The 16181-nt window shown below is 67.0% G+C and carries 15 protein-coding genes and 2 pseudogenes; 11 read left to right on the top strand and 6 right to left on the bottom strand.

The window, feature by feature from the left end:
• Nucleotides 1-85: 85 nt before the first annotated feature.
• Nucleotides 86-280 (top strand): annotated as a pseudogene (locus ACFHVL_RS29350) (IS5/IS1182 family transposase); the annotation flags it as partial.
• A 339-nt stretch (nt 281-619) separates the two neighbouring features.
• Here the strand turns inward: ACFHVL_RS29350 and ACFHVL_RS29345 are convergent.
• From ACFHVL_RS29345 to ACFHVL_RS29335, 3 genes and pseudogenes are all read right to left on the bottom strand, one after another.
• A pseudogene (locus ACFHVL_RS29345) lies at nt 620-832 on the bottom strand (IS630 family transposase); the annotation flags it as partial.
• A gap of 74 nt (nt 833-906) precedes the next feature.
• The gene (gene ltrA / locus ACFHVL_RS29340) at nt 907-2694 is read right to left on the bottom strand and encodes a group II intron reverse transcriptase/maturase (protein ID WP_416631769.1); all 1788 of its coding nucleotides are present in this window, start codon (nt 2692-2694) and stop codon (nt 907-909) included.
• A 625-nt stretch (nt 2695-3319) separates the two neighbouring features.
• Nucleotides 3320-4258 (bottom strand): IS630 family transposase, encoded by a 939-nt coding sequence (locus ACFHVL_RS29335; RefSeq protein ID WP_416569522.1) that lies wholly within the window; start codon nt 4256-4258, stop codon nt 3320-3322.
• A 546-nt stretch (nt 4259-4804) separates the two neighbouring features.
• Between ACFHVL_RS29335 and ACFHVL_RS29330 the strand changes: the two genes are divergently transcribed.
• From ACFHVL_RS29330 to ACFHVL_RS29300, 7 genes are all read left to right on the top strand, one after another.
• Nucleotides 4805-5302, top strand: coding sequence for a SigE family RNA polymerase sigma factor (locus ACFHVL_RS29330; protein WP_416569527.1), 498 nt, complete (start codon nt 4805-4807; stop codon nt 5300-5302).
• On the top strand, nt 5299-6051 hold the full coding sequence (locus tag ACFHVL_RS29325) for a hypothetical protein (protein WP_416569523.1): 753 nt from the start codon (nt 5299-5301) through the stop codon (nt 6049-6051). Before ACFHVL_RS29330 ends, ACFHVL_RS29325 begins: the two co-directional genes overlap by 4 nt.
• A 115-nt stretch (nt 6052-6166) precedes the next feature.
• Nucleotides 6167-7042, top strand: a complete 876-nt coding sequence (locus ACFHVL_RS29320) for an ISAs1 family transposase (protein WP_416631767.1) — start codon at nt 6167-6169, stop codon at nt 7040-7042.
• Between the two features lie 86 nt (nt 7043-7128).
• Nucleotides 7129-8226: an integrase core domain-containing protein gene (locus tag ACFHVL_RS29315; RefSeq protein ID WP_416631765.1), complete on the top strand. Its 1098-nt coding sequence runs from the start codon at nt 7129-7131 to the stop codon at nt 8224-8226.
• A gap of 467 nt (nt 8227-8693) precedes the next feature.
• On the top strand, nt 8694-9257 hold the full coding sequence (locus ACFHVL_RS29310) for a hypothetical protein (protein WP_416631764.1): 564 nt from the start codon (nt 8694-8696) through the stop codon (nt 9255-9257).
• Nucleotides 9257-9925 carry a nucleotidyl transferase AbiEii/AbiGii toxin family protein gene (locus ACFHVL_RS29305; protein ID WP_416631763.1) on the top strand — a complete coding sequence of 223 codons (669 nt, stop codon included), beginning with the start codon at nt 9257-9259 and terminating at the stop codon, nt 9923-9925. Before ACFHVL_RS29310 ends, ACFHVL_RS29305 begins: the two co-directional genes overlap by 1 nt.
• A gap of 308 nt (nt 9926-10233) precedes the next feature.
• Nucleotides 10234-11331 carry an integrase core domain-containing protein gene (locus ACFHVL_RS29300; protein ID WP_416631762.1) on the top strand — a complete coding sequence of 366 codons (1098 nt, stop codon included), beginning with the start codon at nt 10234-10236 and terminating at the stop codon, nt 11329-11331.
• 303 nt (nt 11332-11634) lie between these two features.
• Here the strand turns inward: ACFHVL_RS29300 and ACFHVL_RS29295 are convergent, their stop codons facing one another.
• Together ACFHVL_RS29295 and ACFHVL_RS29290 are read right to left on the bottom strand one after the other, a co-directional pair.
• Nucleotides 11635-12288, bottom strand: coding sequence for a nucleotidyl transferase AbiEii/AbiGii toxin family protein (locus ACFHVL_RS29295; protein ID WP_416631761.1), 654 nt, complete (start codon nt 12286-12288; stop codon nt 11635-11637).
• Between the two features lie 2 nt (nt 12289-12290).
• Complete coding sequence (locus ACFHVL_RS29290) at nt 12291-12644, bottom strand: hypothetical protein (RefSeq protein ID WP_416631760.1); 354 nt, start codon at nt 12642-12644, stop codon at nt 12291-12293.
• Between the two features lie 705 nt (nt 12645-13349).
• Between ACFHVL_RS29290 and ACFHVL_RS29285 the strand changes: the two genes are divergently transcribed.
• From ACFHVL_RS29285 to ACFHVL_RS29275, 3 genes are all read left to right on the top strand, one after another.
• Entirely contained in the window at nt 13350-14423 is a 1074-nt protein-coding gene (locus ACFHVL_RS29285) for an integrase core domain-containing protein (protein WP_416631758.1), read from the top strand.
• A 309-nt stretch (nt 14424-14732) separates the two neighbouring features.
• On the top strand, nt 14733-14930 hold the full coding sequence (locus ACFHVL_RS29280; RefSeq protein ID WP_416583160.1) for a transposase: 198 nt from the start codon (nt 14733-14735) through the stop codon (nt 14928-14930).
• Nucleotides 14931-14960: 30 nt separating this feature from the next.
• Nucleotides 14961-15308: a hypothetical protein gene (locus ACFHVL_RS29275; RefSeq protein ID WP_416631757.1), complete on the top strand. Its 348-nt coding sequence runs from the start codon at nt 14961-14963 to the stop codon at nt 15306-15308.
• A 33-nt stretch (nt 15309-15341) separates the two neighbouring features.
• Here ACFHVL_RS29275 and ACFHVL_RS29270 read toward each other — a convergent pair.
• The coding region (locus ACFHVL_RS29270; protein ID WP_416631756.1) for an IS3 family transposase at nt 15342-16181 on the bottom strand (840 nt) is incomplete at its 5' end.

Here is a 16181-nt window from a genome sequence, read left to right as displayed (position 1 = left end):
CCCGCCACAGGCGGACAAAACGGCCAAGCCGGAACGATCAGCAGGGATCAACGCTCTCTGACGGATTGAGGCCAAGGACCCACAGACCAAGGGCTTCAGCGTCGTCAAACGCCGATGGGTCGTCGAACGCACCCTCGGCTGGCTCATGCACCACCGCCGACTCGTACGCGACTACGAAGCCCGACCCGACAACTCCGCCAGCATGATCACCATCGCGATGATCGACAACCTCGCCAAACGACTCACCACCGAAACCACCCCAACCTGGCGATACGGCTAAACCCACATTACCGGCAAAATACGTGAATCAGACGTCCTCTGAACTCTCGCCGACGGTCGTCGCCCACCACATCGCACCTATGTGGCACCCGGAGCAGGTATCAATGGCGATGAGGTCGTTCACGGACTCCGATGTCGTCGCCAAGCTGCACCGGCCACTCTCCCAGCAAAAGGTGGGCCCAGCTCCTTCAGATCATCGGCCACAAGCTCACCGGTCGGAACGAACGCGAACTGCTCGGCACCGTCCAGGCATTCCCCAGGCCAGCCCTTCCAGCTGGCCAAGGAGGCTGGGATCAGGCTCCAGCGAATCACGAACTAGTGTCGCGTGATCCTGATGGGTTTACTTGGTGTTGTTCGCGACGAGTTTCTTGATGTTGGTCTGGACGAGTTGGACCTTGGCGAGGATCTCGTCGGCGGTGGCGGTCCAGGTGAAGGGTCGGGGGTTGGCGTTCCAGGTGGTGATGTAGTCGCGGATGGACCGGATCAGGACCTGGACCGAGGCGAAGGTGCCGCGTCGGATGGCCTGGCGGGTGATGGTCCCGAACCAGATCTCGTCGGGTAGCCCCGGCGCATTGCTGCGCCGGGGCCCCCTCAGAACCGGCCATGCCCGCTTTCCGGGCAACCGGCTCAAGCAAGCCCTGGAGGCTCGCGGGTGGGCGGAAGTGCTGGGCTGCCGTTGCTGGTGGTCCGGCGGTGGCAGTGGGTGTGTATGAGGCGGTTGGCGACGCGTTCGTCCGGTGTTCCCGCTCCCCAGACGGTGACCGCGTGTCTGCGGACCGCTCTGCGGGTGGCGGTGAGCCATTGTTCCCACTCACGTGGGCTTCGCGGCTCGTGGTCGGCGTGCAGCAGCAGGTCTCGGCAGATCGGACACCGGCCGTGCTGGGCTCGCAGGAGCCGTTGCGTGGTGATGTCCACCGGGAGATTGCTGCGGCGACGCCGCAGGGTCCAGTAGTCGGTCAGGGTCGGGTCGTCGGGTGATGCCGTCCCTGCGACCATCCGGTGCCGGACAATCGGAGTCCAGGCGAACTTGCGCAGGTAGTAGCCGGTTTCCCGGCTCCCGAATACCCACCTGTCGCGCCGGGACGAGTTGAACTCGCCGAAGTACCGGGCTACCACCCAGCGTCTCGGCTTGTTCGCGTGGGTGAACCTGGCCCACTTGTAGACCAGTTTCCACGCGTGGGCGTCCAGCGCGTTGAACACGCGTTTGGACACCCCGATCCGGTAGTAGGCGCACCATCCGTTGATGATCGGGTTGAGCTTGCCGATCATCGCGTCGGCGTTGGACCCGCGCAGGGCCCGCACCTCCACGGACAGGCGTCTGCGGATCCGTCGCACCGCGTCGTTACTCGGCTTGGTCAGCAGCTTGCCGTTGGGGTAGCGGCGGATGTTGAACCCCAGGAAGTCCACGCCCTCGGTCAGGTGCGTGATCCGGGTCTTGTCCTCGTTGAAGACCAGACCCCTGGGCGCCAGCCATCCGGCCAGTGCCGCCTTGACCTGTTCGGCCTGCTCACGGGAGTGACACAAGGCGATCAGATCGTCGGCGTAGCGGACCACGACCGGGCAACCGTCCATCGTCTTCCCGGCACGGGTGCCGGTGACGTGGTAGCGGACCCCGGCGGCGGTCTCCATGCCGTGCAGAGCAACGTTCATGAGCAACGGACTGATCACCCCGCCCTGGGGAGCGCCCTCCTCGGTGGGGGTGAACCGGCCGTCCTCGACCACGCCCGCTTTCAGCCACTGCCGGACCAGTCCCCGTCCGGGGAACCAGCCCAGCGACCGGCGAATGTGGTCGTGGTCGAGCCGGTCGAACGCCGCCGCTAGGTCGGCGTCGAGCACCCACAGCCGTTTGGCGTCGGTGCGGCTCGACGTCGTGTGGATGGCCACGATGGCGTCGTGGCAGCCACGACCTGGTCGGAAGCCGTAGGATTTCGGCTCGAACCGGGCCTCCCATTCGGGCTCCAGCGCGTTCACCGTCAGGGCTTGCAGCGCCCGGTCAGCGATCACGGGAATCCCGAGGCCGCGACGGCGGCCGTTGCTCTTGGGCACATACACGCGCTTGACCGGCAGGGGAGTCCACGGCCTGGCGTCGTTCTGGATCCAGTCGGCCAGTTCGGCCTTCTGCTCCCCAGTCACCACGACCTGCCGGTCCACCCCGGCCGTCCTGCGACCAGCATTGCGCTCCGTCACCCGCCGCACCGCCACCACGGCGTTGCTGCGCGAGCGGAGCATCAACTTCTGCAAGTTCCGGACCTTCTTCAGGTCCCCGTCCCGCGACGCCGCGAAGATCCGCTGCCGTAGCCGCCGTACGTTGTCCTCGCAGGTCCGCCAAACGATGGCGTCCCAGCCAGCACGATCGTCCTCCGGTCCGTTCACGCCGAGAGCCGCCATCGCCACCGCGAAGGCATGAGCTGTCATCGTGTCTAACTTGCCCTTCGGTTCCGAAGCTGTGGTCAGCAGTAGCTCCGCAGGCTCACCCGACCCGCGTCAGCGCCCTTTCAGGCCAGGGCACATGCCCTTATCCGGCCGGTTATCCGGCGACCGCTGGCGGAGGAGCCAGCATCACCGCCGCCGGTTTCCCGCTGCCTTTCGGCCACCGGCATTCGCTTCTCGGGTCGTCCTGCGCCCGCTGGGACATCGTCCGCCCTCACAGGCGGCCTACCAGCCGAATCACTGTCCGTCTGGACCCCATCGGGGTTGTCACGTTCCGCATGAGACAGATACGACCGGGTAGGGCGCCCTCTGAACCCCGGGGACGGTGGTGCGCTCCCGCCCGGCTAGATTCCTCCGAGCGGCACCTGCCGCCTTGCAACGGCTGGCCCCTGTCTCCCGCTGGCGCGTCCCATCGAGCGGAAGTGCCTATGACGAGGCGTCATCGAGGGTTCACTTGCGTTCACCCGTCCGGTCTTCCCCAGCCGGTAACCCCTGGATGGAACAGGAGTCCTTGGGCCCTTCCCCGGGCTTCGCACCCCGCGGTTACCCGCGACGCACGCCGAGGCGGGGACGGTCCTTGCGCACGGGACCGGACACTACATCCGCGACGTCACGCCGCACCCCCTTCGATGAGTGTCGCTGTACTCATGCGACTTGCGTGTCGCACGATCTGGTTGATCCAACTCGATCCGGTCGGGGTGAAGTGGAAGTGCACGTGCGGGTTGGCTGCCAGCCAGGCGAGCACGTCGGGGGTGGTGTGGGTGGACAGGTTGTCCAGCACCACGTGGACCTGGCGTCCCCGGTGTGGGGCCACGGCCTTGCGGAGGAAGGCCAGGAACGCCGCCCCGTCGCGCGAGGGCCGGCACTCGCCGATGACCTCGCCGGTGGCGACGTTGAGCGCGGCGAACAGGTTGGTGGTGCCGTGCCGGACGTAGTCGTGGGTGCGCTGTTCGGTGGCGTCGAACTCGATGGGCAGCAGCGGCTGGGTCCGATCCAATGCCTGGATCTGGGTCTTCTCGTCGAGGCTGAGGACCACCGCGCCGCCGGGCGGGTCGAGGTAGAGACCGACGATGTCGGCGACCTTGTCGGCGAACCGCGGATCCTTGCTGATCTTGAAGGTGCCGGAGCGGTGGGGTTTGAGTCCGTGTTCGCGCCAGAGTTTGGCCACCCAGTGGTGGGAGACCGGCACGCCCTCGGTGCGGGTGACGTACGCGGCCATCTCGCGGCTGGACCAGTGCGACAGGCCGGTGCCCGTCGGCGGGGTCATCCGGGTCAGCGCGAGGACCCGGGCCCGGATCCGGGCCGGTACCTGTTCGCGGGAACCGCCGGGTGGCTGGTTGAGCAGACCCGCCGCGCCCTCGTCGGCGTAGCGGCCGAGCCACAGGTCCACCGTCGGCCTCGACACCCCGGCCAGCACCGCGATGTCCTTCTTCATCCGCCCTTCGGCGTGCCACAACACGATCCGCGCCCGGGTGCCGACCGCAGCCGACACCTCCGGGCTGTTGATCAACGCCCGAAGCTCCACCCGCTCATCCGCTGTCAGCTCCACGAGGCACAGCCAACCACACCGACATCACGTCAAGACAACAGGATCACGAGACACTAGAGCGCGAGACCATCGGCGCCGCCGCTGCCCTTCACTCGGCAGCGGATCGAACAGGGCACAGCGGCGGTGCCGATCCCCTCGGAGGCCGCGAACCGCCTGTTACTTGCACTGACCACCTGAAACCGCCCTTTTCCAGCGGCCATCGGACCATGATCAAGAAGCTCCATCAAAGCGGGGGTAGCTCACCCTGTCCACCGACGCCGACCTGTCTGCCGAGGCGGGCCGTCGGCAGATACTCGCCAGCCGTGTCTTCCGACCATCGGCGCGCCGCCGACCGAGAGACCATCACTACGGCGCTGGCTGCGGGTTCGAGTTCCTCGCGCCGGAAGCCAGTGACCGAAGTCAGGTTTGACAGTGTCGCTGAGCCTTGGACTAACTGTCCGTCGACGAGTTCGCTGCTGCCGGGCTCGTCCGGTGTCAGCAGCTGCTTCGAAGAAATTTAAGGGACCCATGCAACATCTCTGGGGCCCGCCGTGTAGTCATAGTGTGATGGTGTCACGATTCCCGCCGGACGACTCCGGGTTCGAGGCGTTCGTACTACAGAGCGCCGCCGGGCTCCTGCGTCTAGGCAATGTCCTGACGCTGGACCGAGCCGCTGCGGAAGACCTCGCTCAGGAAACCCTCATTCGCGTCGGGCTCGCCTGGTCGAGGCTGCGCTCGGACGGGAATCCCGTCGGCTATGCCCAGCGCACCATGACCAATCTGTTCCTCAACGAGCGACGACGTCGCAGGCCGATGCCGACTGACAAGATCCCGGAGACCGCGCGCGAGGACACAGCACTGGCCGCGGTGGACTCGACAGCTGCCGTTCGCGAGATCCTCGCGAGCCTGCCGCCGAAGCAGCGGGCAGTGATCGCACTTCGATACGTGGCTGATCTGCCGGACGATGAGATCGGCCGCCTACTGGACTGCACCCCAGCGACGGTGCGGTCTCAACTCTCCCGAGGCTTGTCGAGCCTCCGGGCGACCATGACAGCAGAAGGGTGATTCTGGTGGCCGAAAACCCCGCCGACGAGCTAGCCGTCCTGGACAAGGAGCACTTCGCTCTTCCTGTCACCGACGCGTTCATCACCGGAGTGCATCGAGGCGTACGCAGGCGCCGGGTTCTACGCGCCGTAGCTGCGGGCGGCGCAGTGGCCGCGACAGCCGTTGCCGCTACCATCGTGGTCACTCTGACAGTACCCGCCCATCTCGCCGCCCCTTCTAGCCCGACCACTAATCCGATCGCGGCCGCCTCGCCGACCGCAGCTGTGGACCCGATCCACGAGCCGCTGGATGGCTACCGTGTCACCTTCGTGCCTGATGGGCTCCGGGTCGGTGTCCCTGGGAACGGGTCTGCTAGCTACCCCGTATCGAAGGACCAACTGCACAACGACGGCTCCGTGCCCGCGTCAGAACATCCGACCGCCGCAACGACACTGCGAACGTATGTGCTGCCCAATGGGGGCAATTGGATAGCTATCTCGGTGCTGCGCCCGGAAGGGACGACAGCTGAGGTTGATCAGGCACAGGTCACCGAATGGTTGACCGGATGGGCTATCAAGGGCTCCGAGGTGATTGACAGATACGAGCTTCCGGCCGGCCGAGCCCAGCTCACTAGATTCGTGGGCTCCGAGGTTACCGCACACAACGTGGTGATCACGACCCCGGACGGTGTGGTGATCGTCGTCGACGGGAACGGGAATGTGCCGGTTGCGGACTTGAAGGCAGTGGCCGCAGGCGTCCTACCCCAGTGATCAAGGTTTAGAGCGACCGGCACTGGACTACACCGGTGTCGGTAAGCACCCCACGCCGCGCTGCCCCCAGCCGGCCCGCAGCCTGTTCCGGCAGGCCGCTGACCGGGTCGCCGAGTTGCCGCAGCCGCTACTGGCCGCCGCCGACGCGCGTCGGCATCCGGTGCTCGGGGTCCGCGTCGCGCCGGGCCGCGACACGCTGCGCCGGGTGATCGAGGCGGTCGACGCAGCTATGGTGGACCGCCTCGTCAGCGCCTGGCTGGCCACCCGACTCGCTCCACCGGCCGGCGGGTGCGGGCTGGCGGTGGACGGCAAGACCGTCCGCCACTCGGGCGGACCGGACGGGGTCGACGTACAGCTGTTCGCCGCGATGCGCCACGACACCGCGGTGGTCGTCGCCCAGGTGCTGGTCCCGGCCGGCACCACCGAGGTCACCCAGATCCGGGCGTTGCTCGACCACACCGAGATCGCCGGCACGGTCATCACCGCCGATGCCGCGCACCCCAGCGGCGACACCGCCACCTACCTGCGGAACCGAGACGCGGACTACGTGTTCACCGTGAAGGGCAACAGGCCCACGCTGCTGGCCACGATCACCGACCGGCTACCCGCCGCCACGGCCGCGACCAGCGACCACACCGACACCGAACGCCGCAGCGGCTACCGGGTCACCCGCACCATCTGGACAGCACCCGCCACCGGCGTCGACTTCCCCGGCGCCGCCACCGCGTTCCGGCTCCGCCGCGACACGTACACCCCGGACGGGCAACGGATCAGCAAACAGATCGTCCACGGCATCACCAGCCTGACCAGCACGGGGGCCGAGATCGCCAGACATGTGCGCACCCACTTGGAAAACAAGGTCCACTGGGTCCGTGACGTCCTGCTCGGCGAGGACACCCACCACGCCTGGCTCGGCAGCGGCGCCCACGCCATGGCCGCTGCGGGTGCCGAAAGCCTCGTCCGTCCTGGTCACGGCCTTCTTGAACACTGAGATCCGAACTCACTTGCATCCTTGACTCCGCCCTTCCCTGGCGCGGCGGGTGATCGACGTTGAGCGGTGCGTGGGGATGACTTGTTGTGCTGCTGCGACTGGCTTGCCTCGGCGTAACCAACACTTTCGCGCTGCTACGGCTGCTGCCGATGAGCGACCGGGACAAGGATGCCGAGATTCTCGTGCTGCGCCACCAGGTCACGGTCCTGCAGCGGCAGCTGCATGGCGAGACGGTCCGGTTCACCCCGGCTGACCGGGCGTGGCTTGCTGCTGTGCTCCACCGGCTACCCCGCGACGTGCTGCGCAACCTGCGACTGCTGGTTCGCCCGGAGACGGTGCTGCGCTGGCACCGTGACCTGATCGCTCGCCGGCACGCCAGAATCTCCCGACCCCGGCGGGCCGGCCGGCCACGTACCGTGCGGTCGATCCGTCGGCTGGTGCTGCGCCTGGCACGCGAGAACACGACGTGGGGGTACCGTCGCATCCACGGCGAACTGCTCGTCCTGGGTGTGGAGGTCGCGGCTTCCACCGTCTGGGAGATCCTGCGGCAGGCCGGGATCGACCCGGCGCCCCAGTGCACCGCCACCGGCTGGGCGACGTTCCTGCGCTCTCAGGCGCAGGCCATCATCGCCGCCGACTTCTTCGACACCACCACGCTGACCGGTGCCCGCCTGCATGTCCTTGCGGTCATCGAACACGCCACCCGCCGCGTCCGCGTTCTCGGCGCCACCGCCCACCCGACCGCCGGTTGGGTCACCCAGGCCGCCCGGAACCTCGTGATGGATCTCGAAGATGCCGGATGCCAAGTGAAATACATGATCCGGGATCGAGACGGCAAGTACCCCGCCCTGTTCGACACGGTCCTCGCCGACGCCGGGATCACCGTCGTGCGCAGCGGCGTCCGGATGCCACGCATGAACTCGATCATGGAACGTTGGATCCAATCCTGCCGCCACGAACTGCTCGACCGAGCACTGATCTGGAACCACGCCCACCTGGTACACGCACTCCGGGAGTACGAACACCACCACAACCAGCATCGGCCGCACCGCGGCATCGCCAACGCCCGACCGCTGCGCCCGCTGCCCAAACCGATGAGCGACCCCGCAGCGCTGACACGCCTGAACGTCCACCGACACGACCGACTCGGCGGGCTTCTACATGAGTACGAGCATGCCGCCTGACCAGCGCGGATGAGGTTCTCGGCACCCGCAGCACTACAACCAACATCGCCCGCATCAGGGCCGCAGGCAACGCCCACCTGACCGCGACACAGTCCCAGTGCCGGTGACCAACCTGGATGCCGTCCGAGTACGGCGCAGGAAGGCCGTCCACGGATTGATCAACGAGTACGAGCAGGCCGCGTAGCCCAACCGAATCCTCGAACGGCACACAATCGTGGTCACGCCCAGGATATTCACCCGGTCGCGATCTCGATCAGACAGCACACGCACGCGGATCAAGCCGATCATGTCGAAGTGCGAGAAGTCGCAGGCGAGACCCACACAGCCTGCGCGGCCGAGAAACTCCGACCCAGGCCGACCCAAGCCCGACGACACCACAAACTGCACCTCATGGGCCATGACCGAATTCCCGAACGGTCCGGGTACTCTGCCTAGCACGCTTGGCCTCGCTTGGTAGACTTCTCGGCATGGTCCACTCCGAGGACGATCTGCGGGCGGTCGTAGCCACGTACGAGGCGACCAGGGCAGCCGCGTTGACCGCGCGGGACGAGCAACTGCGGGCGTTCCACGCGGCCGGCTGGCGGCCGGTGGAGCTGCAACGGGTCACCGGATACAGCCGGGAGACGATCCGCCAGGCGCTACGACCGGAAGTCCGACGGGCGACCAACATCAGCCGGCGCAGAACACCACCGCAGCCGCCGGCGGACTACCGCCCTTACGGTGACCGCAAGCCCTACATCGTGGCCGACACCCTCACCGCACTGACCGGCCCCACCGGAGGCGTGGTCACGCTTCCCCGTCATCTCGACTGGTCCGGCCACGCCACCTACGACCTGAGCCGACCAGCACGCCTGGCCAGCATGTACAAGCTGGTACTCACCGAAGCCGGCACCGTCGATGACCTGAACACCTGGCTCAACGTAAACCTGCTCCGGCGACTCTGGCCCACCCTCTGGCTGCCACCCCAACTCCGACGAAGCTGGGAGGAAGCCTTCCCCGAACTCGCCGCCACCGGCACGAACGCCGCGTAATGGACGCCTTCCACGAAAGGCTCGCCCGCACCGGGCTCGCCGCCGCCCGCCGGTACGGTTTCGCTCTCGCCGGCGGCTACGCCGTCCAAGCCGCCGGGCTGATCGAGCGACCCAGCGAGGATGTCGACCTGTTCACCGCCTGGGACCGCCGCGACGAATTCAGCACCGCGGTCACGGCCGTCGTGGACGCCTACCGCAACGACGGCCTGACCGTCACCATCGAGCGGCAGTACGACACGTTCGCCCGGCTGACGGTCACCGATGACGACCGCGTATCCAAGGTGGAACTCGGTGTGGACTGGCGCGCCAACGAACCCATCCTCATGGCCATCGGACCGGTCCTACATCCCGACGACGCGGTCGCGAACAAGATGAGCGCGCTCTACGGCCGGGCACTCGCGCGTGACTTCATCGACATCGACGCTACACTCCAGTCCGGCCGCTACACCCAGGAAACCCTCCTCACCCTCGCGCAACGCGCTGACCGCGGGTTCGACCGGCGCATCTTCGCCGACGCTCTCGGGCAAGCCGACCAACTCGATCCCGACGACTTCACCCAGTACGGCCTCACCGACCCGGCTCTGAACGACCTCCGCAGCCGATTTTCCGCATGGCGCCGCGAGCTACTCGACAGGCAACACACAGCAGTTGACGACTCCGTCAAGTGACACGAGGGACACCGGTCAGGGCTGCCGTAGGCCAGCGGCCGGGTGCTCCAAGGGTGCTCGGACGTCGGGGAACCAACACGGACGTTCCGGGACCGGGAAGGATTCACAGCAGTATCCGGCACGGCAGCAAGCATCTACCTCAGCCGATGCGACGCCGGACCTGCAGGGACGCTGTGGATGCCGAAAACCCCATCCACCCTGGTCACAGCCATCTGATCACCGGGCCTTGGAGCGGCCGGTTCCCGGCGCGGATTCGGCAGACAGGGTCACGACAGTGGTCAACGTCGCGTGCTGCGCGACGATAGGGTGTGCTGTTTCGACTGGCGTACCTCGGCGTGGCCAACACCCTGGCCCTGCTACGGCTGCTGCCGATGAGCAACCGCGACAAGGACGCCGAAATCCTCGCCTTGCGGCACCAGATCATGGTGCTCGAGCGGCACCTGCACGGCGACCGAGTCCGGTTCACGCGAGCCGACCGGGCATGGATGGCCGCCCTGCTGCACCCGTTACCGCGCACCGCACTGAACCGTCTGCGGTTGCTGGTCCGCCCGGACACGGTGCTGCGCTGGCACCGGGATCTGATCGTCCGTCGGCACGCCCGCCGTTCCCGGCCCCACCGGGCCGGGCGTCCCCGAACCGTCCGGTCGATCCGCCGGCTGGTCCTGCGCCTGGCCCGCGAGAACCCGGCATGGGGCTACCGCAGGATCCACGGCGAACTCCTCATCCTGGGCGTCAAGGTCGCCGCCTCCACGGTCTGGGAGATCCTCCAGGACGCCGGTGTCGAGCCGGCGCCCGAGCGCACCAGCAACACGTGGGTGGCGTTCCTACGGTCCCAGGCCCACGCCATCACCGCTGCGGACTTCTTCGAAACGACCACACTGACCGGCACCCGGCTCTACGTCCTGGCCGTCATCGACCACGCCACCCGCCGCATCCGCATCCTCGGCGTCACCGCCCATCCGACCGCAGCCTGGGTGGCACAGACCGCCCGCAACCTGGTCATGGACCTCGAAGACGCGGGCTGCCAGGTCAAATACATGATCCGCGACCGGGACGGCAAGTACCCGGCCCTGTTCGACACGATCCTCACCGACGCCGGCATTGCGGTGGTACGCACCGGCGTTCGGATACCCCGAATGAACGCGATCATGGAGCGCTGGATACGGACCTGCCGGCGCGAACTCCTCGACCGGACCCTGATCCTCAACCAGCGACACCTACAACACGCGCTCCGCGAGTACGAGAACTTCTACAACGAACATCGCCCTCATCAGGGCATCACCAACGCCCGACCACTCGCCCCGCTACCCGAACCGATCACCGATCCGGACCGGATCGCCCGCCTGACCATCCACCGGCATGACCGCCTCGGCGGCATCCTCCACGAGTACGAACATGCCGCCTGACCTGCACGGATGACATTCTCGGCAGGCACAAGGTCACCGCCGTTGAACCAGTTTTGGCACGGTACACGGCGCGACTACCCCTGCGCTACAGACCCCACCCCGCGCGACATCCTAGCGACATTGATCAACCAACCACCAACGAATAACAGCTCACCAACGCCCACCCCACACAAATCGAGTACCGGACCCCGATGATCAGGCCGAACAGGCTCGGTTCCTGGATGAGAGGCATCTCGCCGTAGGGTTCGCTCCCGGAGCGATCGTCACCCCAGGGCGGAACGTCCATGGAACTCACGGGGTGTGCTACTCCTCGCTGGCGAGCAGCACCTCGCGCCACTGTGCGAAGCGCTCACGCATCGCGGTGATGTACGTGGGATCGGTGCCGTAGGCGGCGAAGCGGCGATCCGGGTACCGCTGGAGCATAGCGAACAGATCGGCCAGGACCCGCCGGTCGAAGCCGGCGTCGGCCTGCTCGGCGAGTTCGAGCACCTGCTCGCGGGTGTATCGGCCGGTTGCCAGGGCCGCGTCCACGTCGAGGAAGTCCCGCGGTTCGGCGCGGGTGAACAGGGCGGACATCTTGCCGGTGACGACGTCGTCGATGTGTAGGACGGGGCCGATGTCCATCGTCACGGGTGGGCGCGCACGCCAGTTCGCGGCGAGTTCAACCTTGTACGGCCGATCCGGTTCGCTCGGGTCGGTGACGGCGAGCCGGGCGAAGGTCTCGAACCGTTGCGTGACCTCGACCGTATAGCCGTCGGCGCGATAGGTGTCGACGACGGCGTCCACAGCTTGGGCGAAGTCACCGCGGCGCTCCCACGCGGTGAACAGGTCCACGTCCTCGCTGGGTCGGTCCAGGATCCCGTGGGCTTGTACGGCGTAGCCGCCGGCCAGTGCGAAACCGTACCGGCCAGCCACGCGCAGTCCGAGCTGCGCCAGCCGAAGGTGAACCGGTTCCACGCTCAGCCGGCCAGCGCCCGTGGTGGCGCGGCCAACTCGGGGAAGCGGGCCTGCCACAGGGCCCGTAGCCGAGCGGGCAGCCACAGGTCCGGCCAGAGTCGGCGTAGCGTGTCGCCGTCGAGCCACTGGCGTAGGTCGGCCACGGTGGCGGCCTGATTGAGCACCGTCTGGTACATCACCTGGAGATCTCCGGGGTCGCCCAGGTGATAGGTCGCGTCGCCGGACCAGTCGAGACGCCGGTCGAACGTCACCACACCGCTGACCGGGCCACGCAGTTCGGCCAGGCTCGCGGGCACGACGTAGTGCCGCTGGTCGGCGTACCCCGAACCAGCAGGCGCACCACCCGCCCGCACCATCGCCGCACCTCCTCTGCCTGCGATCGTACGGCGCGCCCGGCACCCACCGGTACAGACGGACAGAGAACCGGCTCGTGCCCCGGCGCGTGTTGATCGCATGATGCTCCCGGTGGCGCTCGGATGTCGCGGACCCGCACCGCCGTTTCAGCCGGAAATGTCATCCCCTTGCAGCGTTCACGGAGAGCCGCAGCTGCGCCGGCTGGTCGACACGTGGGTGCTCCGTTGTGGGTGCTCCGTGGGTGCTCGGACGTCGGGGAACTGGTGTACAGACACCAGGACGTAGCCGGATTTCGCGGCCGTCACGAGATCGCCCAAGAAATCCAGAAACCTGGATGGTGAGCAGATGCGGGCCCGGGACCTGGGCGGATTCATCGGGACGTCACCGGATCGAGTGGATTGCGGTCGGATCCATCTTGCAATATGTCCAAAACTGGAGGGGGGTGCCATATGCTGCGGACTACGCATCAGAAGGTTAGGGGTTCGAGTCCCTTCGGGCGCGCAAGATCATCAGGGGTCTGACCTGCCGAAACGGCAGTCGGGCCCCTTCGCTTTTTCATCCCTTGTGGTCGGTTGGGTGCTCGGTGGGTGCTCGTGCGACGAGCATCCCTCACGTCCCGACCCTGTACCGTTCGAAAACTCGGCCACGGCCGGTGACGTGCGACTTTGTCCGCTGTGGGATCGATGGATGGCGTCATGCTACCGGTCATGATCCTGTCGTTCGGCTACCTGATTCTTCGTCAGGCACTGCAGTTGATCATCCTGTTGAATCGTGGTGGGGACGCCAACGCGGTCGAGGTACTCGTGCTGCGGCACCAGGTCGCGGTCCTTCGTCGGCAAGTACGCCGTCCAGATATGGAACCGGCTGACCGGGCGGTCCTTGCCGGCCTGTCGAGGCTGTTACCGCGGACCCGGTGGACAGCGTTCTTCGTCACCCCAGCCACCTTGTTGCGCTGGCACCACAACCTGATCGCACGACGGTGGACCTACCCGAGACGGCGACGCGGTCGACCGCCGATCACGGCCGAGGTACGCCAACTGGTGCTACGGCTGGCCCGGGACAACCCGACCTGGGGATGCCGACGCATCCAGGGCGAGATGATCGGCCTGGGCTACCGACTCGCGGCCAGCACGATCTGGGCGATCCTGAACACCACCGGTGCAGGTCCGGCTCCACGACGGGCGGGACCGACCTGGACCGAGTTCCTCACCACCCAGGCCAAAGGCATCCTGGCCTGCGACTTCCTACACGTCGACACCATCGGACTAACCCGCATCTACGTCCTGTTCCTCATGGAGATCGCGACCCGGCGAGTCCACCTCCTGGGCGCCACGACCAACCCGACCGGCGAGTGGGTGGCACAGCAGGCCCGCAACCTCATGATGGACCTGGGCGAGCATGCCGGCCAGTTCCGGTTCCTGATCCGGGACCGGGACACCAAGTACACCGCCGCGTTCGACATCGTCTTCCACGCCGAGGGTGTCGAGGTGCTCCGAACACCACCGCAGGCACCCCGGGCCAACGCGTTCGCGGAGCGCTGGGTACGCACCGTACGGCGGGAGTGCCTGGACCAGATCCTGATCTACAACACCCGACATCTGCTCGTCGTGCTGCCTGAATACCTGGCGCACTACAACCGGCATCGCCCGCATCAGGGTCGCCGACAACGCCCACCTGGCCGCGACACGATCCCAGCCCTGGTGACCGACCTGGATGCCGTCCGAGTACAACGCAGGAAGGCCGTCCACGCGTTGATCAACGAGTACGAGCAGGCCGCGTAGCCGAACCCGAGCCATCGAACAGGGCGCCAACTCCGACCCAGATCGACCAAGCTCCACACCACCAAAACCGCACTTCACCGGCCATGACCGAGTTTCCGAACGGTACAGGTTCCAGGACTGCCCACTGAGCGTCGGTCAGGTCGTGCCGCCTCGTCACCGCTACGCTGGTCACGAGGTCTCCGTGTTGATGGTTCATCTTGGTCGATAAGCCATCTACCGGAGACCTCGCTGTTTACCAGGCAGCGACACGCCGGAAGTTCGTCACCCGCCCACGGCCGACTTTGATACACGCCCTAGTGCACCGACCACATGCTGATCTACAACGAGCGCCACGCGCAGACCGTAGTCGGCGAGTACGTCGACCACTTCAACGACCACCGGCCGCACCAAGGGCGTCAGCAGCGGCCACCCAACCATGACCCGTCCGTCGTCATCCCCATCGACAAGCCCATACGCCGCCGAAGACGACTCAACGGGATGATCAACGAGTACCACCGAGCAGCCTGAAATGATCATCAAAACACCAGGTCACCGCCGTTGAACCAGTTTTGGCACGGTACAGGGTGCCTGCTGACTCTGGCTGACAGCGTCACGGCCGCCGAGGAACCGGGCAGCACGCGCCTCGACGACCTGGTCCGGCGCGGCGCCAAGGTTCGGGTGCGCCAGACCGACCTGCCGGATGCCATCGTGCTCGACCGCAACCTGGCGCTGCTCCGGGAGCGCTCCGACGGACGGGCGTCGATGTACGTAATCCGACACAAGGTCGTCGTCGGCAGCCTCGCCAAGCTGCTTTCCACCGCCTGGCAGTCCGCCGTCGAGCTGGACTCCTTCCGCCGCCTCGAGACCAGCTCGGACAGCCTGACCCTCTACGTGGTCTGGGGTTGACCCGGTTTGACGGACAGGGTCGGTAAGTTGATCTCACGCTACCTTGCTGGCTGGCCTGCGGGAATAGGCCGTCGCCTCATACTCGGCCGGACTCATGTAGTCCAAGGTGGAATGGCGGCGGCGGGTGTTGTACCACCCCTCGATCCACTCGAAGATCGCCGCACGGGCGGCGGCCCGGGTCGGCCACGCCCTCCGGTCGAGCAGTTCGGTCTTGATCGTGGCGAAGAACGACTCCGCGACGGCGTTGTCCCAGCACTGACCCCGCCCACCGACCGACAACCGCACCCCGCTGCGATCGGCGAGCCGGGCGTACTGGGCACTCGTGTACTGGCAACCCCGGTCGCTGTGGAAGATCACCGGCCCGGTCGGGCGTCGGACGGCGATCGCGTTGGACAACGCCTGAGCGGGCAGATCGGTCCGCAGATGGTCGGCGGTGGCCCAACCGACCACCCGGCGTGACGCGATGTCGATGACGGTGGCGAGGTACAACCAGCCCTCCCACGTGTGGATGTAGGTGATGTCGCCGCACCAGCGGGTGTCGACCCGGCCGGCGGCAACGTCGAAGTCCCGGCGGATCAGGTCCGCCGACACCGCCGCACCCGGGTCGGGCACGGTCGTGGTCCGCCACCGCTTCGGCATCCGACCACACAACCCGGCGCCCCGCATCAGCCGCGCGACCCGCTTGCCGGAGTGCCGCCGCCCCTGCGCGGCGAGTTCCGCGCGGACCCGGGGCGCGCCGTAGGTGCCGGCCGAGTCGGCGTGGATCTCCGCGATGCGGGCGGCCAGGTCGACGTCGTCGCGGTCCCGCCGCGACGGCCCGGCACGGTGCTGGTAGTAGGCGGACCGGGAGACCTCCAGCAGCTCACAGGAACG

The organism is Micromonospora sp. LOL_023, from assembly GCF_048060115.1.
In the GTDB taxonomy this organism is placed as follows: Bacteria; Actinomycetota; Actinomycetes; order Mycobacteriales; family Micromonosporaceae; genus Micromonospora_E.
Note: the sequence above shows the minus strand (reverse complement) of the source record. Positions and strands in the feature narration are given on the sequence as shown.